Raw genomic sequence first — 18,023 nt, forward strand, 5'->3', positions numbered from 1 at the left:
TTTGCCTCAAAGATAGGGCGAGCCCAACCACAGGATGCGGTCGACCAGGCGCCAAAGGAAGGGCCGCGCCCGCAGGCTTTCCAGCGTTACCGCCTTTGCCGTGCCGATGGCGGCCCCGATCCGGGTATCGATTTCCCTTGCAAAATTGGTGTCGAGCACCTCGATGTCAACCTCGAAATTGAGCCTGAGCGAGCGGGGGTCGATGTTGGACGAGCCGATATAGGACCACTGTCCGTCGACGGCGAGCAGCTTGGAATGGTCGAAGGCACCCTCCGCCCGCCAGATCCGGCAATAATGCTTCAGCACCTGGTCGAACTGCCCGGTCATGGCGTGATCGACGAGCATCAGGTTGTTGCGGGCGGGCACGACGATATCCACCTCGACGCCGCGGCGGGCGGCGGTGACCAGCGCGGTGATCAGTTCGCGGTCCGGCAGGAAATAGGGCGACATGATGCGGATCGTCCGGCGCGCCACGGAAAAGGCGCCCATCAACACCTTGTGGTTGGTTTCCAGGCTTTTGTCCGGCCCGGTGGCGATCGCCCGCATCAACATCGGCGAGCCGGCCTCCGAACCCGGTTCGGCGATCGTCCAGCAGGGATCGTCGAGCAGTTCGCCGCTGGCAAAGCGCCAGTCCTCGGCGGCGATGGCGAAAAGATCGGCGACGACCGGTCCGGTGAGGCGGAAATGCGTGTCGCGCGCCGCTTCGTCGCCGGCGAACTCCTGCGAAAACCCCTCGCGGATGTTCATGCCGCCGGTAAAGGCAACCGCGCCGTCGATGATGACGATCTTGCGGTGGGTGCGCAGGTTGGCATAGGGCAGGCGAAGACCCATGATGACATTGCCGTTGAACACCTCGATGGTGACGCCGCGCTTTTTCAGATGGCCGAGGATGCTCGGAACCGAATAGCGCGCCCCCACCGCATCGACCAGAACCCGCACGATGACGCCGCGGCGCACGGCGGCGACCAGTGCTGCGGCAATGCGCAGGCCGATGCGGTCGCGGTCGAAGATATAGGTTTCGAGGATGATGCTGCGTTCCGCCGAGGCGATGGCCGCCTCGATGGCGTCATAAGCCTGCAGACCGCCGTCGAGCAGCAAAACGGTGTTGCCCGTCGTCAGCTGGTGGCGGGTTACCCGGTCGGCCAGCGTTTTCAGCGCGGCAAAACGGTGGCCGAACTTTTGGGCGACCTCTTCATGCACGGCATCGTAGCTGACATAGGGATCGGGGAGATCGGTCCAGGACGGCAGATGATGGGCGGCGAGCGAGGCACGGCGCATGCGGTTGATGCCGGCAACCGCATAGATCGCCGCGCCGACGAGCGGCGACAGCACGATGACGCCGACCCAGCCGATCGCCGAGCGGACATCCTCCTTCGTCATGGCCGCATGCACCGCGGCAATCGTTCCGGTCAGCAGCGACAGGGCGCCGAGAATATGCGGCCAATAATTGACGAGAAGATCAGGCATGCGCTCAGATATAACCTTTGCCGGCCGCTCTTCAATCGGATCGAAAAGACGCGTCCGCTGCCATACGGTAAATCATCGCCGCCCCGGCCGGCAAGAGGGCCAGCCGCAGGGGTTTTGAAGGCATTCTCGTCCGAAAATGCCTTATCTTTTTGTTTTCAAGGCAGCTGCCGCCGTGAAAGATCAGGCTGCCCCGGCCTTGGCTGCCGCAGCAAACATCGGCCCGCCACGATAGGCGGGGAAACCGTAGCCGTTGATCATCACCAGGTCGATATCGCTGGCGCGGGCGGCGATACCTTCGGCAAGAAGCGCCTGACCCTCGTCGGCCATTGCCTTCAGAAGCCGGCTAACGATTTCGTCGGCATCGATGGCGCGCGGCGTCAGGCCCTTGGCGGCACGCGACGCCTCGATCAGTTCCGTCACCGCCGGATCGATGGTGCGCTTGCCGTCGACATATCGATACCAGCCGCGGCCGCTCTTCTGGCCGAACCGACCGGCTTCGCAAAGACGGTCGGGGATATCGACATAACGGGCGGCCGGATCGCGGGTCGCGGCCTGGCGCTTGCGGCGGGCCCAGGCGATCTCCAGTCCGGCGAGGTCGAAGACGGCGAAGGGACCCATGGCCATGCCGTAGGCTTCCATGGCGGCATCAATATCCTGCGGCAACGCGCCGTCTTCCAGCAAAAATTCCGCCTCGCGGCGATAGGCGGAGAAGATGCGGTTGCCGATGAACCCTTCGCAGACGCCGGTGACGATCGGCAGCTTGTTGAGCTTGCGGGCGACGGCAAGGCCGGTCGCCAGCACATCCGGGAGTGTTTTGGCGCCGCGCACCACTTCCAGTAGCTTCATCACATTGGCCGGCGAGAAAAAGTGCAGGCCGAGCACGCGCTCGGGATGCTGGGTCGCGGCGGCGATCACATCCGGATCGAGATAGCTGGTGTTGGTGGCAAGGATAGCATCGGGACGGACGATGCCGTCGAGCCGCTGGAACAGCAGCGTCTTGACGTCGAGATCGTCGAACACCGCCTCGATCACCAGATCCGCCTTGGCGAGATTGCCGATATTGCCGCTGACGATCAGCCGCGACAGCCGCTCCGCCTTGCCCTTGGCATCGATGCGACCGGATTTCAGGTTGCGGTCGAGAAGCGCGGTGATGCGCTCCTTGCCCTTTTCCGCCGCTTCGCTGGTCTGTTCGATGCCGATTACCGTATAACCGGCATCCAGCGCGGCGACGGCGATGCCGGAGCCCATCAGGCCGGTACCGACCACGCCGATGGTGGAAACGGGCCGCGGCTCGACGCCCTCCAGCCCTTCGACCTTGGCCGCGGCACGCTCGGCGAAGAAGACATGCCGGAGGGCGGCAGCCTCTTGCGAATCGCGCAACCGCAGGAACGTGGCGCGTTCATCCGCGATGCCATCGGCAAAGGCGGCATTTTGCGTCGCCAGCACCAGCCGCACGGCTTCGAGCGGTGATGTCTGGCCTTTTGCCCTGGCGCGGGCCTTGGCAGCGGCGGCCTCGTTCTCTTCCGCGGTCGATGTGGGAACGGCGAGCTCAGCAGTGCGGCGAAGCGATTTGCCGGCAAGGTCCGCCGCCGCTGCAACAGCCGCGTCGAGCAGATTTTCCGTTGCAACGGCATCGACGATGCCGAGCGACAGGGCTTCCGCCGCCGGCACCATGCGGCCGGAGGCGATGATGTCGATGGCGGCAGGAATGCCGGTCAGGCGCGGCAGGCGCTGCGTGCCGCCAGCGCCGGGAACGATGCCGAGCTTGACTTCCGGCAGGCCGAGTTTCGCACCGGAAGCGGCAATGCGGTGGTGGCAGCCCAGCGCCACTTCCAGCCCGCCGCCGAGGGCAGCCCCGTTCAGCGCCGCCACGACCGGCTTCGAAAACCCTTCGAGACGGTCGATCACCGCCGGCAGCATCGGTTCGACCGGCGGCTTGCCGAATTCCTTGATATCGGCGCCGCCGATGAAGGTCTTGCCGGCGCCGGTGACGACGACGGCGCGGATCTCCGCATCGCCTTCCGCCGCCGCAAGGGCCGCCATCAGCCCGCCGCGCACGTCGGCGGAAAGGGCATTGACCGGCGCATTGTCGATCGTCACCACCAGCACGCCGGCGGTCTGCATACCGCGGACGGTGCCGGAGAATTCATGGGCGGCAGTGGCGGCGGACTCTGTGTCGGTCATAACCCGTTCCTTTTTATTCCGGCACGACGGCCGTTGCCTGGATCTCGATCTTGGCGCGGTCTTCCACCAAAGCGACGACCTGCATCGCCGCCATGGCCGGGAAATTCCGGCCGATCGTTTCGCGGTACACCTGCCCGAGATTCTTCAGGTTGCCAAGATATTCCGTTTTGTCGGTGAAATACCAGGTCATCGAGGTGATGTGTTCCGGGCCGGCACCGCCGGCGGCCAGAACCGCCACGACGTTTTTCAACGTCTGGCGCACCTGGTCGATGAAATCGTCGGATTCGAACTGGCATTGTTCGTTCCAGCCGATCTGGCCGCCGACGAAGATCACCTTGCCTTGGGCGGCGACCCCGTTTGAATAACCGATGGGTTTCGCCCAACCTTCAGGTTGCAGGATTGTGTGCATCATTGGCCTCCAGATGCTGTCTGAGCGCGGCGCGGATATCCTCCGGCCAGGCAATGGATGTGTGCGTCTCGGTCGAGGTCGCGACGACGCGGTGTTTAGCCGACCACAACAGCCGGTCGCCGACGCGGATCTCGTGATCCAGGTCGAGCGAGCTGCGGCCGATGGCGCGGACGCGCAGGGTGAAATCGAGCTGGTCGCCGTGATAGCCGGGGCTGACGAATGTGAGGTCCAGCCGCACCGTCGGCCAGCTGATCTTCCGCTCGTCGATCATCTGGCGGATCGGCAGGCCGAGGTCGGCGAAAAAATCCTCCATCACCCCCACCAGAATGTTCAGGTAGGAGGGGAAATAGGCGATGCCCGAAGGATCGCAATCTCCGAAGCGCAGGGGTCTCGTCGTCGCAAACATCGGCCTTACGCCCTCAGTTGAACGCGGCGATGCCGGTGATGGCGCGGCCGAGGATCAGCGCATGGATGTCGTGCGTGCCTTCATAGGTGTTGACGACTTCGAGGTTGACCAGGTGGCGGGCAATGCCGAATTCGTCGGAAATGCCGTTGCCGCCCAGCATGTCGCGGGCCGCGCGGGCGATGTCCAGAGCCTTGCCGCAGGAATTGCGCTTGAGGATCGAGGTCAGCTCCACCGGCGGATGACCGTCTTCCTTCATGCGGCCGAGGCGCAGGCAGCCCTGCAGGCCGAGCGAGATTTCCGTCACCATGTCGGCGAGCTTCTTCTGGATCAGCTGGTTGGCGGCGAGCGGCCGGCCGAACTGCTGGCGGTCGAGCACATATTGCCGCGCCGTGGCGTAGCAGGCTTCCGCCGCCCCCAGCGCGCCCCAGGCGATGCCGAAGCGGGCGGAGTTGAGGCAGGTGAACGGACCCTTGAGGCCGGTGACTTCCGGGAACATGTTTTCTTCCGGCACGAAGACATTGTCCATCACCACTTCGCCGGTGATGGAGGCCTTGAGGCCGACCTTGCCATGGATGGCGGGGGCGGAAAGACCCTTCCAGCCCTTTTCCAGCACGAAGCCGCGGATCAGCCCGTCCTCGGTCTTGGCCCAGACGACGAAGACGTCGGCGATCGGCGCATTCGAGATCCAGGTCTTGGCGCCGGTCAGCGCATAACCGCCATCGACCTTCTTGGCACGGGTGACCATCGAGCCGGGGTCGGAGCCGTGGTTGGGCTCGGTAAGGCCGAAGCAGCCGATCCATTCGCCGGTGGCGAGTTTCGGCAGGTATTTCTGCTTCTGTGCCTCGGAACCGAAGGTTTCGATCGGCACCATGACCAGCGACGACTGCACGCTCATCATCGAGCGGTAGCCGCTATCGACGCGCTCGACCTCGCGGGCGATCAGGCCGTAGGAAACGTAGCCGAGGCCGGCGCCGCCATATTCCGGCGAGATCGTCGGACCGAGCAGGCCGAGTTCGCCCATCTCGCGGAAGATTGCCGGATCGGTCTGTTCCAGGCGAAAGGCATCCGGCATGCGCGGCAGGAGCTTTTCCTGCGCATAGTCATGGGCGGTCTTCAGCACCAAACGTTCGTCGTCGTTGAGCTGGTCCTCCAGCTTGAAGGGATCGGCCCAATCGAAGGTTTCGCGGTGTTTGCTCATGGTTGTTCCTTTCGTCTCAGGCCTTCAGAAGCTCGCGGGCGACGATGAGTTTCTGAACCTCGGTGGCGCCCTCGTAGATGCGGAGCGCGCGGATTTCGCGGTAGAGTTTTTCGACGATCTCGCCGCTCCTGACGCCGCGGCCGCCGAACATCTGCACGGCACGGTCGATGACCGTTTGCGCCGTTTCCGTCGCCGTCATCTTCGCCATCGCCGCTTCCTTGGTGGTCGGCAGTTTCTGTACGTCGCGGCGCCAGGCGGCGCGGTAGGTCAAAAGCGCCGCGCCATCGATGCCGGTCGCCATGTCGCCGAGTGCCGCCTGCGTCAGCTGCAGGTCGGAAAGCGTGGCGCCGAACATCGGCCGCGCCTTGGCATGGGCCAGCGCTTCATCGATGGCACGCCGGGCAAAACCGAGCGAGGCGGCGGCGACGGAGGCGCGAAAAATGTCGAGCGTGCGCATGGCGATCTTGAAACCTTCGCCGGCTGAGCCGAGGCGGCGCGAGGCCGGGATGCGGCAATTCTCGAAGCGGATCGTCGCCAGCGGATGCGGGGCGATGACATCGATGCGCTCGGCGATGGAAAAACCAGGATCGCCGGCAAAAACCACGAAGGCGGAGATGCCGCGCGTGCCCGGCGCCTCGCCGGTGCGGGCAAACACGGTGTAGACATCGGCGATGCCGCCGTTGGAAATCCAGGTCTTCTCGCCGTCGAGCACGTAAGAATCGCCCTCGGCGCGGGCGGCGCAGGCCATGGCGGCGACATCAGAACCGGCTTCCTTTTCCGACAGGGCGAAAGCCGAAAGCCATTCGCCCGACGTGACTTTCGGCAGCACGGCGCGCTTCAAATCGTCTGACCCGGCAAGTCCGATGGCCCCGGTGCCGAGACCCTGCATGGCGAAGGCGAAATCGGCAAGCCCGTCGTGCCAGGCAAGCGTTTCGCGCGCCAGGCAGACAGCCCGCGAATCGATGACGTCGGCGCCGGCATTGCCGGTCGCCGCGGCGAGCAGGCCGGCTTCGCCGAGCAGTTTTACCAGCGTGCGGCAGGCGCCGTCGGTATCGCCGTGATCGACGGCGGCCAGCGCGCCGGAGGCGGCAAAGGCATCGAGCTTTTCGACGAAGGCGCGGTGATGCGGTTCGAAGAACGGCCATTCGAGATGCTCACGGCTCGGGCCGGACAGGGAGGAGGAAGCGGCCATGATCTCAATTGCCCTCGAAAGCCGGCTTGCGCTTTTCGGCAAAGGCCTCGAAGGCGCGGCGGAAATCCTGGGTCGCCATGCAGATCGCCTGGGCCTGGGCTTCCGACTCGACCATCTCGTCGACGCCCATCGCCCATTCCTGGTTGAACATGGTCTTGGTAATGCCATGGGCGAACCACGGCCCGTCGGCCAGTGAATGCGCCAGCTTCAGCGCTTCCGCATCGAGCGCATCGGCCGCATGCAGCGCATTGTAGAAACCCCAGGCGTGGCCTTCGGCAGCGCTCATCGAGCGGCCGGTGAACAGGAGTTCGGCGGCACGACCCTGGCCGATGATGCGCGGCAGGAAACCGCAGGCACCCATGTCGGCGCCGGCCAGGCCGACGCGGGTGAAGAGGAAGGCGGTCTTGGCTTCGGGCGTCGCGACGCGCAGGTCGGAGGCCATGGCGAGGATGGCGCCGGCACCGGCGCAGATGCCGTCGACGGCGGCAATGATCGGCTGCGGGCACTTGCGCATCGCCTTGACGACATCACCGGTCATGCGGGTGAACGCGAGCAGGTCGGGCATCGCCATGCGGGTCAGCGGCTCGATGATCTCGAAAACGTCACCGCCGGAGGAGAAATTGTTGCCGGCACCCTTCAGAACGATGGCGCGGACGTCGGAAGAATAGGCGAGATCGCGGAACAGGTCGCGCAACTCGGCATAGCTGCCGAAGGTCAGCGGATTCTTGCGCTCCGGCCGGTTGAGGGTGAGCGTGGCGACGCGGCCGTCCTCGCTGACATCCCAGAGGAAATGTTTCGCCTGGTAATCGCGGAAGCTGCGCTTCATGTCTTTCATTACGTCGCTCATGTCTTTCTCCTCTGTGTGCAGGGCGCTGTGGCAATCCCCTCATCCGCCTACCGGCACCTTCTCCCCGAGGGGTGAAGGGGTTTGCCGCGCCGTTTTCCGCACAATCGACGTCAGGCAGGGCAAGTCCCCTCTCCCCACCGGGGAGAGGGTTAAGGTCAGGGGATTCCCCCTTAGTCGTTCGCTTCCGGCGGCAGGAAATTCACCTCTCGCTCGGCGGACAACCGCACGATTTCCGCAACGTCGGTCTTCTGATCCAGCGCCTTGAACAGGTCTTCCAGCTGACGGGCCGGCGAGACCCAGAACAGCGCCCGGCACGGCTTGTCGGACTTGTTGAAATAGCCGTGCGGAATACCGCGCGGCATGCGCACGAGATCGCCGGCCCTGGCGGTCGTCCACTCACCGTCAAGCTTCAGTTCCAGCTGGCCTTCCTGCACCAGGATGAACTCGTCCTGCGTCGGATGAATATGCACCGGCACGAACTGACCGGGCTCGCTGTTGGTTTCGAAGGCGAAGGTGTCGTCCGAGACCGCCTTCGGGAAATACACCTGGCCGAGGATGTTCCACTGCACATCCTTGTAGCCCGTGCCGTCTTTGGTAATGCCCTTTTCCAGTTCCATGCTTTGCTCCCAGCTTTGGTTCCCTTGGTTCATGCCCGGGCCATGTCTGCGCATGCGATCCCGGACACAAAACCGTTTCATATTTCTGCGGGAATTGCTCTAGCCCGCCATCACTTCTCCACCGGCGACGACGATCGCCTGACCGGTAATCGACGACGAACCGGGCGAAGCGAGCCACAGAACCGTATCGGCGACCTCTTCCGGCTTCACCAGCCTTCCCTGGGGATTGGATTTGACGAATTCGGACAGCGCCTCCTCCTCCGAACGGCCGGTCTTGGCGGCGATGGCGGCGACGGAACGCTGGATGATCGGCGTATCGGTGAAGCCCGGGCAGACGGCATTGACCGTGACGCCCTTGCGGGCCAGCTCCAGCGCCAGGGCGCGGGTGAGGCCGACGACCCCATGCTTGGCGGCGCAATAGGCGGAGACGTAACCGTAACCGACGAGCCCCGCCGTCGAAGCGACGTTGATGATCCGCGCGCCGTCGCCGACGGATTTCAGGTCGGGCAGCACTGCCTGCGTCACCTGGAAGACGCCGGTGAGATCGACGCCGATCACATGGCTCCACATGTCGAGGCTGGTCTTTTCGAACGGCGCGCTCGGCGCTTCGCCGGCATTGTTGACGAGGATGCCGACAGGGCCAAAAGCCTGCCGCGCCGCCTCCAGCCCCCTGGCGATGGCCGCGGCGTCAGTCACGTCGAACCCATCGGCAACGAAGACGTCGCTGCCGGCAAGCTCGGCCGCCAGCGCATCCAGCGGCTCGCGGCGCCGACCGGCGAGCGTGACGCGTGCGCCGTTTTGCACAAGCGTGCGCGCAATCGCCGCACCGATGCCGCTGCCGGCACCGGTGACCAGCGCATGCCTCCTGCCAAGCTTGCCCGTTCCGCCCATCGTTTTCGCCTACTTCACGACGGCCGGCGCATTGGCGCGGGCGAGGTTGGTTTCGTACTGGTACTTGCTCGACTGGTACTGTTTCGGCCAGGCGACCGTCGTCAAGCCGATCTTGGCCGCCTCGTGCAGCGCCCAGGCCGGATCGGCAAGATGCGGGCGGGCGACGGCGCAGAGATCGGCGCGGCCGGCGGCAATGATCGAATTGGCGTGGTCGGCCTCGGAAATTGCACCCACGGCAATCGTCGGAATGCCGACCTCGTTGCGGATCTTGTCGGAGAACGGCGTCTGGAACAGGCGGCCGTAGACCGGTTTTTCTTCCTTCGATACCTGCCCCGAGGAGCAGTCGATCAGGTCGGCGCCGGCATCCTTGAACATCTGCGCGAAGATCGCCGCATCCTCCGGCGTGTTGCCGGCACCATCCACCCAATCGTGGCAGGAGAGGCGCACGGAAATCGGCTTGTCGTCCGGCCAGACGGCGCGGACGGCCTTGAAAACTTCGAGCGGGAAACGCGCCCGGTTCTCGTGGCTGCCGCCATAGTCGTCGTCGCGGTGGTTGGTGAGCGGCGACAGGAAGCTCGACAGCAGGTAGCCGTGGGCGCAGTGCAGTTCCAGCCAGTCGGCGCCGGTGGTCGCCGCCAGTTCAGCGGACCGGACGTGATCGGCAAGCACCCGGTCCATATCGGCCCGATCCATCGCCTTCGGCACCTGGCTATGCTTGAGGTAAGGCATGGCCGACGCCGAATAGAGCGGCCAGGCGCCTTCCTCCAGCGGCTGGTCGATGCCTTCCCAGGCCAGCTTGGTGGCACCCTTGCGGCCGGCATGGCCGATCTGGATGCCGACCTTGGCGGCGCTGTTGCCGTGGACGAAATCGACAACGCGCCGCCATTGTGCGGCCTGCTCCTCGTTCCAGAGGCCCAGGCAACCGGGAGTGATACGGGCATCCGGCGAAACGCAGGTCATTTCGGCAAAGACCAGGCCGGCGCCGCCCATGGCGCGGCTGCCCAGATGCACCATATGGAAATCGGCGATCAGCCCGTCCTTCGCCGAATACATCGCCATCGGCGAGACGACGATGCGGTTCGGCAGGGTGACGCCGCGCAGCTTATAGGGGGTGAACATCGGCGGCAAGCAGCGGTCGTTGCCGACGCTCAAGCCCGACTTCTTCGCAAACCAGCGCTCATAACCTTCCAGCCAGGTCTTGTCGCGCAGGCGCAGGTTTTCGTGGCTGATGCGCTGCGAGCGCGTCAGCATCGAATACATGAATTGTTCCGGCTCCAGCGTATCGGCATAACGACGGCCGACCACCTCGAACCATTCCATGGCGTTGCGGGCGGCATTCTGGATGCGGGCGACGTCGACGCGGCGGATTTCCTCGTAGGTTTCGAGGACGGCCGGGATCTTTTCCTTCTCATGCCCGTGCAGCTGGAACTGTCGGGTCAGCTCGATGGCATCGTCGATGGCGAGCTTGGTGCCGGAGCCGATGGCGAAATGCGCCGTGTGGGCGGCGTCGCCCATCAGCACGACATGCGAGTTGCCGTTGAAATGGCTCCACTTGCCGCAGATCAGCCGGTTGAAGTTCAGCCAGGCCGAACCGCGCAGGTGACGGGCATTGGTCATCAGCGAGGCGCCGTCGAGCACTTCGGAGAACAGGTTTTCGCAGAAATCGATCGAGGCCTGCTGGTCCATCTCGCCGAGGCCGTGCGCCTCATAGGCCTCTTCGGTGGTCTCGACGATGAAGGTCGAGGTCTTGTCGTCGAACTTGTAGATATGCGCCTGGAACCAGCCGTGATCCGTCTTGCGGAAATCGAAGGTGAAGGCGTCGTAGAGCTTGTTGGTGCCGAGCCAGATGTAGCGGTTCGGCCGCGTCACGAGATCCGGCTGGAAGACATCCGGATACCGGTTGCGGATCTTCGAATTGAAGCCGTCGGAGGCGATGACCAGATCGGCATCGGCATAATCCGTATCGGAATCGACGTCCGTTTCGAACACCAGTTCGACGCCCAGCTCCTCGCAGCGCTGCTGGAGGATGTTCAGGAGCTTCTTGCGGCCGATGCCGACGAAACCGTGGCCGGAGGTGCGCTGGCGCGTGCCCTTGAACAACACCTCGATATCGTCCCAATGGTTGAAGGCGTCCTGGATGATCGCGGCACTTTCCGCGTCCCAGACCTTCATCGACTCCATCGTCGCATCGGAAAACACCACGCCCCAGCCGAAAGTGTCGTAGGGCTTGTTGCGCTCGATCACCCGGATGTCGTGGGCGGGGTGAAGCTTCTTCATCAGCAGTGCGAAATAGAGCCCTGCCGGACCGCCACCGATACAGACGATACGCATCGCTTTTTCCTTCCCGGTCGATTGGGCCGATCCTGCGGCGGACGCTCCGCCTCGGCGCCAGTTATTTTAAGTTTAAAATATAGACGGACGAAACAGGCCGTCAAGGGCAAAAAGCCCGAAAAGCAACGATCCTGATGACAGGACGAAGATTCATTGCGCGCGATGAATCGTTGGCATGGCAATTCGCCACGCCGATCCATAGCGCGCTATTTTTAAAGCAGGTGCGGATGTGATTATGCGACCGCCCGGCGAATGCCCTCGCTTTCGAGGATCGGCAGGACGTGATCCCGGAAATACGGGAATTCCTCTGCATAATCAACAAAAGAAAGCGTCGTGCCGTTAAAACCTGCCTTGTGCAGCGCCAGGATGCCTTCGGCCACCTGCTCCGGCGTGCCGACCAGCGGATAGCCGCCATGACCCGCCGCCATCCGATCGCGGATCAGCGCCAGGAGGTCATGCGGGAAGGATTGCGCATGGGCGAACTGCAGCCGCACCAGATTGTCGACCGCATCCCAATCGGCATTGTCCCTGCCGAAATGCTGCAGATAGTCCTGGGCTTCCTTTTCCGTCGGGCGGCAGACGACATGGGCGAAGGTGAGCACGCCGACGGAGCGGCCGGCATCCGCGCCCTGCTGCTTCAATGCCGCCACCTCTTCGCCCGAGCGCGAAAGGTCGATGGCGGGGGTGAAGAGAAAATCGGCATTCTGGGCGGCAAAGGCCCGTCCCTGGCCGGAGCCGGCGGCGTTGAGGATCGGTACCCGGGTGGTCGGCCTCGGGTCGCCGAGAATGTTCTTCAGCTGGAAATGTCTGCCCTCCCAGTCGAAGGCTTCGGTGCGGCTCCACAGCGCCTTGACGACATCGAACCATTCCTGGGCGTAACCGTAGCGCTCCTCGTGGCCGGCCGGCAGGTTGAGGCCGAGCGCTTCGTATTCCGGCTGGTTCCAGCCGGCGACGATGTTGAGGCCGATGCGGCCGCCGCTGATCTGGTCGATGGTCGCCAGCTGCTTGGCGACGACGGCGGGATGGTTGGCTGCGGTGTGGATGGTGGCGAAGACATTGATGTTGCGCGTCTTGGCCAGCAGGCCGGTGGCCCAGGTGATGGTCTCGAGCACGTTGCCATGGAAATTCGTCTCGCCGCCGTAACCGATCCAGCGGGCGATCGGCAGCATGAAATCGATGCCGGCATCGTCGAGCAGATGGGCGAGGCGGAGATTGTTGTCCCAGGAATTCACCCAGCGCTCCGGCACCTTGGTGACCGACATGCCGCCGGAACAATTGGACGCGAACGTGCCGAGCAGAAACTGATTGCGATCGAACATGCTGTTCTGATGGGTCATGGCTGTTCCTCTTTGTTTTAAATTTCAAATAAAAAATCTATCGTAAATTCTATTCTTGTCAATCGCGACTGGGCGTGGACGCGGGCCGCATGTGGCAGTATTTCTAAAGCTTGCATTCAGGAAGGCAGGCACGACGCATGAAAACGCCCGAAAAGACCCCCGACGCCCTCGACAGGCGCTGGCACCTGGCGCGCACCCCCGTTGAGGTGGATGTCGCCGAGATCGAATATGCGCTGATGCGCGCCTACGAGGCGTTCGGCCGCTGGCAATCGGAATGCCTGGCGTCGGTGATCGATTTTGCCGCCAGCGGGCCGGAAAACGCCATGCTGCACATCATCCGCATGAACGACCGGCCGAAGACCATCAAGGATCTTGCCCGGCTTGCCAACCGCGAGGACATTCCCAACATCCAGTACAGCCTGCGCAAGCTGATTGCCGCCGGCCTCGTGGTGCGCCAGGGCAGCGGCCGCTCCGGCGTCACCTATTCCGTGACGCCGAAAGGTCTGGAGGTGACGGAGCGGTATGCCGAAATCCGCACCTCGTTGCTGATCGAGGCCGTCCGTTCGGTGCCGAACTTCCCGCAAAAGCTGGAGGAGGCGACCCGCACGCTCGAGCTCTTGACCGGCATCTACGAACAGGTGGCGCGCATCGCCGCCACCCATCGCCGGTCCAGCCCCTGACGGGCCGTTACTTCGCCGGATTCTTGGGGTCCCAAAGCACCGTCTTGGCATCCTTTTCATAAGCCATGCCCTCGGGATAGCTGATCGCCTCGAACTGCATGCCCCAGGGCGCCTGGAAATAGAGGATGGTCTGGCCGGCGGCCGGACCCTGCTCGATCGGCAGCGGCCCGAGCCGCGTCGCCACACCCTTGCCGTCTAGGTAAGCCTTCGCGGCGGCGATGTCATCGACATAGAGCGCGATGTGGAAGGCGCCGATATCGCTGTTCTTCGCCTTGAGGTCGCGCTGGTCCGGCGCCGAATACTGGAAGAGCTCGATATTCGAGCCGAAACCGCAGCGCACCAGCGTGATCTCGTGGATGACCGCCTTGGCATCGACGCCGACGAGATCGGTCATGAAGGTGCCCTTATCGTCGGCAAAGGGCCCGAAGGACATCGCCTTTTCGCAACCGAGCACGCCGGTGAAAAAATCCACCGCCTGCTTCATGTCGGGCACGGTGACGCCGGTGTGATCGTGGCCGCGCAGTCCCGGCAGGCCATCGGCCAGCACCGGGCCGGACAGGACGGCAAGTGCGGCAAGCGTCCGCAGCGATGTCGCAAACATGGTTTTCATGGCATTCCCCTCTTTCGCGAGCACGAAAAGACCCTCGCGCCGGAGGCCCGCCTGCCCGGCACGTGTTCGTCGAATTGCAATGTCCTGTCGGTCAGCCGTTGGATCATTTCCTCGCTTCTTCGAAACGTGAAAATGCTCCATCCTTTTGTTTCTACGCAATTTCGGACGCAAAACCGCTACGCACTTTTGCTGGAATTGCTTTATGCAGCGTCTTCAATTCCAGTCTTGGGATCCAGCCAGCCGGGATTGATTTCCGGCAGCGGGATGGCATCGAGCAATATGCGGGTATAATCGGATTTCGGATTGGCGAAGACCTCGGCGCAGGCGCCTTCCTCCTCCACCTTGCCGAAACGCAGAACGTAGACGCGGTCGCAGACGGCGCGGATGACGGAGAGATCGTGGCTGATGAAGGCCATGGCGAGGCCGAGATCGACCGAAAGGCCTTTCAGCAGTTTCAGCACCTGTGCCTGCGTCGAGACGTCGAGGCCGGAAACGATCTCGTCGGCCAGCACGAAATCCGGCTCCAGCAACGCAGCGCGGGCAATGCCGATGCGCTGGCGCTGGCCGCCGGACAATTCGTGCGGATTGCGGTCGAGACAGGCCGCCGGGAGGGTGACGCGTTCGAGGATTTTGGCGACGCGCGCCTCCGCTTCCGCAGCATTTTTCGCCAGGCCATGTAGCAGGAGCGGCTCGACCAGGATGCGGCGGATCGTGTGGCGCGGATTGAGCGAGGCCATCGGATCCTGGAAGATCATCTGGATGCGCCGGCGCAATGGCCGCATCTCTGCCTCCGGCAGATGGGTGATTTCGCGCCCGTCAAAATGGATCGAGCCGGCGGAGACATCCACCAGCCGCAGCAGGGCGCGACCGAGCGTCGTCTTGCCCGAGCCGGATTCACCGACGATGCCGACGGTTTCGCCGCGGCGGATGGCGATATCGACGCCGTGCAGCACTTTTACGCCGCGCCTGCCGCCGTAGATAACTTCGAGGCCGGTGGCGGTGAGGAGGTTTTCAGCCATGTTTTTCCAGCCCTCTCAACGGATGCCGATTTCGGCGCGCAACTGCTCGAACACCGCCTGCGGCACCGGCTCCAGCCCGGCATCCGGCCGGTCGTAGCGCGGGCCGGCGGCCATCAGCGCCTTCGTGTAGGCGTGCTTCGGGTTCTGCAGCACATCGGCCGTCGCCCCCGCCTCGATGACCTTGCCGGCATAGAGCAGCGTGACGCTGTCGCAGATCTGCGCGACGACGCCGAGATCGTGGGTGACGAAGATGACGGCGGTGCCGTGCACCTTCTGCATGTCGCGGATCAGCCGCAGGATCTGCTTTTGCACGGTAACGTCGAGCGCCGTCGTCGGTTCGTCGGCAACGACCAGTTTCGGCTCCAGCGCGAAGGCGGCGGCGATCAGCACGCGCTGGCGCATGCCGCCGGACAGTTCGTGCGGGAAGGCGTGCAGCACGCGTTGCGGATCGCGGATCTGCACTTCTTCCAGAAGTTTCAGCGCCCGGGCATGCGCTTCCCTGCTCGACAGGCCGCGGCGCAGGCGAAGGCCGTCGGTCAGTTGCGCCTCGATGCGCCGGCCGGGATTGAGCGCCGTCTGCGGGTCCTGCGGGATCAGCGAGATCTGCGCGCCCATGATGTCGCGCAGTTCGCGCGCCGGCATCGTCAAGAGGTCGCGGCCTTCGAACTGGACGGTACCGCCGGTGACGCGCACGGTGCGCGGCAGGATGCCGAGCAGCGCCTTGGCGATGGTGGACTTGCCGGCACCGCTTTCGCCGACGAGGCCGCGGACTTCGCCTCGCTCCAGGCTCAGCGAAACGTCGCGTAGGATCGGCATGCCGCCTTCGCGGTCGGAAACGGCGGACAGGCCGGAGATGGAGAGCAAGGAAGCGGTCATCGGCGCATCACCGGATCGAGCGCCCGGCGCAACCCGTCGCCAAGCTGGTTGAAGGCAAGCACGGTGGCAAACAGCACGACGAGCGGCGCGACCAGCACCCACCAGCCCTGATAGATGATCTGCCGCCCCTGCGCGATCATGCCGCCCCAGGTGGGCGTATCGGAGGAAACCGACAGGCCGACGAAGGACAGGATCGCCTCGACGATGACGGCGATGCCCATTTCCAGGCTGACGAGCGCGATCAGCACCGGCGCGACATTCGGCAGGATTTCCCGGATGAGGATGTGCAGGCGTGGAAAACCGATGGTGCGGGCGGCAACGACATAATCCATCTTCGCCTGCGCCTGGGTTTCGGCCCGCACCACACGACAGAACCGCGTCCAGTCGATGATGACGATGGCGGCGATGACGGAATGGATGCCGGAACCGAGCACGGCGACCAGCAGGATCGACAACAGCACCGGCGGAAAGGCCATCCAGATATCGACGAGCCGGGAGATCACCTTGTCGGCCCAGCCGCCGTAAAAGCCGGCGATCAGCCCGAGCACCGTTCCGAACAGGGCGGCGAGCCCGGCGGCGACAAAAGCGACGGTGAGCGCGATGCGGGTGCCGTAGATGACGCGGGAGAGCACATCGCGACCGAGATCGTCGGTGCCGAGCCAGTAGCCGGGTTCCGTGCCGGGATATCCGGCTGGCGGCAGGTTGCCGAGCATCAGGTCCTGTTCCAGCGGGTCCTTGGGCGCCAGCCAGGGCGCGAAGATCGCGACGAGCAGCAGCAGGAGAATGAAACCGCCGCCCACAAGCACCTTCGGCTCACGCAGCATGGCACGCAGGTTTTTCGAAAGGCCGGAGCGCCGCACGGCGGGTGGGGTCAGAGCGACATCAGCCATGACGCAGCCTCGGATTGAACGCGACGACGAGCATGTCGACCAACAGGTTGATAACGATGAACAGGGCGCCGAACACCAGCACGAGGCCCTGGATCAGCGGCAGGTCGCGGTTGATGACCGCGTCGATCGCCATGTTGCCGATACCGGGATAAGCAAAGATGCGCTCGACGATGACGGTGCCGCCAATCAGGAAGGTGAACTGCACGCCGGTGAGCGCAATGGTCGGACCGATGGCATTGCGCAGCGCCTCCTGCAGCACGAGGCGGAGGCTCGACATGCCCTTGAGCCGAGCAAGCAGGATATAATCCTGCACCATAGCCTCCAGCAGCGCCTCCTTCAGCACGCGGGTGATGATGGCGGCAAGCGGCAGGCCGAGCGCCAGCACCGGCATGACCATGTGGGCGGCGACATCGGCGAAAACCTTGAAGCGCAGCGTCACCAGGCTTTCGATGAGATAGAAGGGTGTTGCGAAATCCACCTGCACGCCGGGATTGATGCGGCCAGACAGCGGAAAGACCGGAAAGGCGACGCCGAGGACCAGCACCAAGGCGAGGGCCCAGACGAAATCCGGCACGGCAAGACAGAGGCCGTTGACGGTATCGACCACCGGCTCGCCCGGGGTGCGGCGCAACAGCGTGCCGAGAACGGCCACGGCACCGCCGAGAACGACGGCGACCAGAAGCGCCACGATCGCCAGTTCCAGCGTTGCCGGCAGGCGCTCGGCCAACAATTCCAGCACGTTGCGGCGCAGCGAAATCGAGGTGCCGAAATCGCCGACGACCACCGCCTTCAGCCAGACGAGGAATTGCACCGGCAGGCTGGCATCGAGCCCGTATTGCGCCCGGAGCGCGGCGATGCTTTCCGGGCTGGCGCCGGGCGAGATCATCATGGCGATCGGATCGCCGGGAACGACCCGCAGCAGGACGAAAACGATCACCGCCACGCCGAACAGCGTGATCGCGGCCATCAGAAGTCGTTTGAGGATAGAGACGGCAATCATGAATGCTTCATTTCCTGGCCGCACGAAGGCGACAAGCGTAGCGACGGGGCTGCACGGTGGCAAGCGGGG

General features: G+C 64.1%; 17 protein-coding genes. 1 reads left to right on the forward strand and 16 read right to left on the reverse strand.

Annotated elements, in window-relative coordinates; translation table 11 throughout:
- Positions 1-6: 6 nt before the first annotated feature.
- The 11 genes from DEM27_RS12870 to DEM27_RS12920 all read right to left on the reverse strand — a co-directional run bounded on the left by DEM27_RS12870 (position 7) and on the right by DEM27_RS12920 (position 12,879).
- Positions 7-1,467 carry a phospholipase D-like domain-containing protein gene (locus DEM27_RS12870; protein ID WP_109458623.1) on the reverse strand — a complete coding sequence of 487 codons (1,461 nt, stop codon included), beginning with the start codon at positions 1,465-1,467 and terminating at the stop codon, positions 7-9.
- A 180-nt stretch (positions 1,468-1,647) separates the two neighbouring features.
- The gene (locus DEM27_RS12875) at positions 1,648-3,651 is read right to left on the reverse strand and encodes a 3-hydroxyacyl-CoA dehydrogenase NAD-binding domain-containing protein (RefSeq protein WP_420028815.1); all 2,004 of its coding nucleotides are present in this window, start codon (positions 3,649-3,651) and stop codon (positions 1,648-1,650) included.
- A 13-nt stretch (positions 3,652-3,664) separates the two neighbouring features.
- Positions 3,665-4,060: a RidA family protein gene (locus tag DEM27_RS12880; protein ID WP_109458624.1), complete on the reverse strand. Its 396-nt coding sequence runs from the start codon at positions 4,058-4,060 to the stop codon at positions 3,665-3,667.
- Entirely contained in the window at positions 4,038-4,466 is a 429-nt protein-coding gene (locus DEM27_RS12885) for an acyl-CoA thioesterase (RefSeq protein WP_109458625.1), read from the reverse strand. The genes DEM27_RS12880 and DEM27_RS12885 overlap by 23 nt, the downstream gene beginning before the upstream one ends.
- Before the next feature lie 13 nt (positions 4,467-4,479).
- Positions 4,480-5,664: an acyl-CoA dehydrogenase gene (locus DEM27_RS12890; protein ID WP_109458626.1), complete on the reverse strand. Its 1,185-nt coding sequence runs from the start codon at positions 5,662-5,664 to the stop codon at positions 4,480-4,482.
- 16 nt (positions 5,665-5,680) lie between these two features.
- Positions 5,681-6,856, reverse strand: a complete 1,176-nt coding sequence (locus DEM27_RS12895) for an acyl-CoA dehydrogenase family protein (RefSeq protein WP_109458627.1) — start codon at positions 6,854-6,856, stop codon at positions 5,681-5,683.
- Positions 6,857-6,860: 4 nt separating this feature from the next.
- Positions 6,861-7,703: an enoyl-CoA hydratase family protein gene (locus DEM27_RS12900; RefSeq protein WP_109458628.1), complete on the reverse strand. Its 843-nt coding sequence runs from the start codon at positions 7,701-7,703 to the stop codon at positions 6,861-6,863.
- A 170-nt stretch (positions 7,704-7,873) separates the two neighbouring features.
- Entirely contained in the window at positions 7,874-8,320 is a 447-nt protein-coding gene (locus tag DEM27_RS12905; RefSeq protein WP_109458629.1) for a cupin domain-containing protein, read from the reverse strand.
- Between the two features lie 99 nt (positions 8,321-8,419).
- Positions 8,420-9,211, reverse strand: a complete 792-nt coding sequence (locus DEM27_RS12910; RefSeq protein ID WP_109458630.1) for an SDR family NAD(P)-dependent oxidoreductase — start codon at positions 9,209-9,211, stop codon at positions 8,420-8,422.
- 9 nt (positions 9,212-9,220) lie between these two features.
- A complete protein-coding gene (locus tag DEM27_RS12915) occupies positions 9,221-11,542 on the reverse strand; it encodes a bifunctional salicylyl-CoA 5-hydroxylase/oxidoreductase (RefSeq protein WP_109458631.1) in 2,322 nt (773 codons plus the stop codon).
- Positions 11,543-11,775: 233 nt separating this feature from the next.
- A complete protein-coding gene (locus DEM27_RS12920; protein ID WP_109458632.1) occupies positions 11,776-12,879 on the reverse strand; it encodes an LLM class flavin-dependent oxidoreductase in 1,104 nt (367 codons plus the stop codon).
- A gap of 137 nt (positions 12,880-13,016) precedes the next feature.
- Here DEM27_RS12920 and DEM27_RS12925 point away from each other — a divergent pair, with 137 nt between their 5' ends.
- A complete protein-coding gene (locus DEM27_RS12925) occupies positions 13,017-13,559 on the forward strand; it encodes a winged helix DNA-binding protein (protein ID WP_109458633.1) in 543 nt (180 codons plus the stop codon).
- 7 nt (positions 13,560-13,566) lie between these two features.
- Here the strand turns inward: DEM27_RS12925 and DEM27_RS12930 are convergent, their stop codons facing one another.
- From DEM27_RS12930 to DEM27_RS12950, 5 genes are all read right to left on the reverse strand, one after another.
- Positions 13,567-14,160, reverse strand: coding sequence for a VOC family protein (locus DEM27_RS12930; RefSeq protein ID WP_165823413.1), 594 nt, complete (start codon positions 14,158-14,160; stop codon positions 13,567-13,569).
- Positions 14,161-14,369: 209 nt separating this feature from the next.
- Positions 14,370-15,188 (reverse strand): ATP-binding cassette domain-containing protein, encoded by an 819-nt coding sequence (locus DEM27_RS12935; protein WP_109458635.1) that lies wholly within the window; start codon positions 15,186-15,188, stop codon positions 14,370-14,372.
- 15 nt (positions 15,189-15,203) lie between these two features.
- Entirely contained in the window at positions 15,204-16,064 is an 861-nt protein-coding gene (locus DEM27_RS12940; protein WP_109458636.1) for an ABC transporter ATP-binding protein, read from the reverse strand.
- Positions 16,061-16,954 (reverse strand): ABC transporter permease, encoded by an 894-nt coding sequence (locus tag DEM27_RS12945; protein ID WP_109458637.1) that lies wholly within the window; start codon positions 16,952-16,954, stop codon positions 16,061-16,063. Before DEM27_RS12945 ends, DEM27_RS12940 begins: the two co-directional genes overlap by 4 nt.
- Positions 16,947-17,954 (reverse strand): ABC transporter permease, encoded by a 1,008-nt coding sequence (locus DEM27_RS12950; protein ID WP_109458638.1) that lies wholly within the window; start codon positions 17,952-17,954, stop codon positions 16,947-16,949. Before DEM27_RS12950 ends, DEM27_RS12945 begins: the two co-directional genes overlap by 8 nt.
- Positions 17,955-18,023 lie beyond the last annotated feature (69 nt).

The organism is Rhizobium album (assembly GCF_003122325.1).
Lineage (GTDB): Bacteria > Pseudomonadota > Alphaproteobacteria > Rhizobiales > Rhizobiaceae > Metarhizobium > Metarhizobium album.

Coding starts and splice junctions, on each gene's coding strand:
- DEM27_RS12900 (WP_109458628.1), bottom strand. CDS start 7,703: ATGAGCGACGTAATGAAAGACATGAAGCGCAGCTTCCGCGATTACCAG.
- DEM27_RS12940 (WP_109458636.1), bottom strand. CDS start 16,064: ATGACCGCTTCCTTGCTCTCCATCTCCGGCCTGTCCGCCGTTTCCGAC.
- DEM27_RS12945 (WP_109458637.1), bottom strand. CDS start 16,954: ATGGCTGATGTCGCTCTGACCCCACCCGCCGTGCGGCGCTCCGGCCTT.
- DEM27_RS12935 (WP_109458635.1), bottom strand. CDS start 15,188: ATGGCTGAAAACCTCCTCACCGCCACCGGCCTCGAAGTTATCTACGGC.
- DEM27_RS12875 (WP_420028815.1), bottom strand. CDS start 3,651: ATGACCGACACAGAGTCCGCCGCCACTGCCGCCCATGAATTCTCCGGC.
- DEM27_RS12880 (WP_109458624.1), bottom strand. CDS start 4,060: ATGCACACAATCCTGCAACCTGAAGGTTGGGCGAAACCCATCGGTTAT.
- DEM27_RS12915 (WP_109458631.1), bottom strand. CDS start 11,542: ATGCGTATCGTCTGTATCGGTGGCGGTCCGGCAGGGCTCTATTTCGCA.
- DEM27_RS12920 (WP_109458632.1), bottom strand. CDS start 12,879: ATGACCCATCAGAACAGCATGTTCGATCGCAATCAGTTTCTGCTCGGC.
- DEM27_RS12870 (WP_109458623.1), bottom strand. CDS start 1,467: ATGCCTGATCTTCTCGTCAATTATTGGCCGCATATTCTCGGCGCCCTG.
- DEM27_RS12885 (WP_109458625.1), bottom strand. CDS start 4,466: ATGTTTGCGACGACGAGACCCCTGCGCTTCGGAGATTGCGATCCTTCG.
- DEM27_RS12895 (WP_109458627.1), bottom strand. CDS start 6,856: ATGGCCGCTTCCTCCTCCCTGTCCGGCCCGAGCCGTGAGCATCTCGAA.
- DEM27_RS12950 (WP_109458638.1), bottom strand. CDS start 17,954: ATGATTGCCGTCTCTATCCTCAAACGACTTCTGATGGCCGCGATCACG.
- DEM27_RS12890 (WP_109458626.1), bottom strand. CDS start 5,664: ATGAGCAAACACCGCGAAACCTTCGATTGGGCCGATCCCTTCAAGCTG.
- DEM27_RS12930 (WP_165823413.1), bottom strand. CDS start 14,160: ATGTTTGCGACATCGCTGCGGACGCTTGCCGCACTTGCCGTCCTGTCC.
- DEM27_RS12910 (WP_109458630.1), bottom strand. CDS start 9,211: ATGGGCGGAACGGGCAAGCTTGGCAGGAGGCATGCGCTGGTCACCGGT.
- DEM27_RS12905 (WP_109458629.1), bottom strand. CDS start 8,320: ATGGAACTGGAAAAGGGCATTACCAAAGACGGCACGGGCTACAAGGAT.
- DEM27_RS12925 (WP_109458633.1), top strand. CDS start 13,017: ATGAAAACGCCCGAAAAGACCCCCGACGCCCTCGACAGGCGCTGGCAC.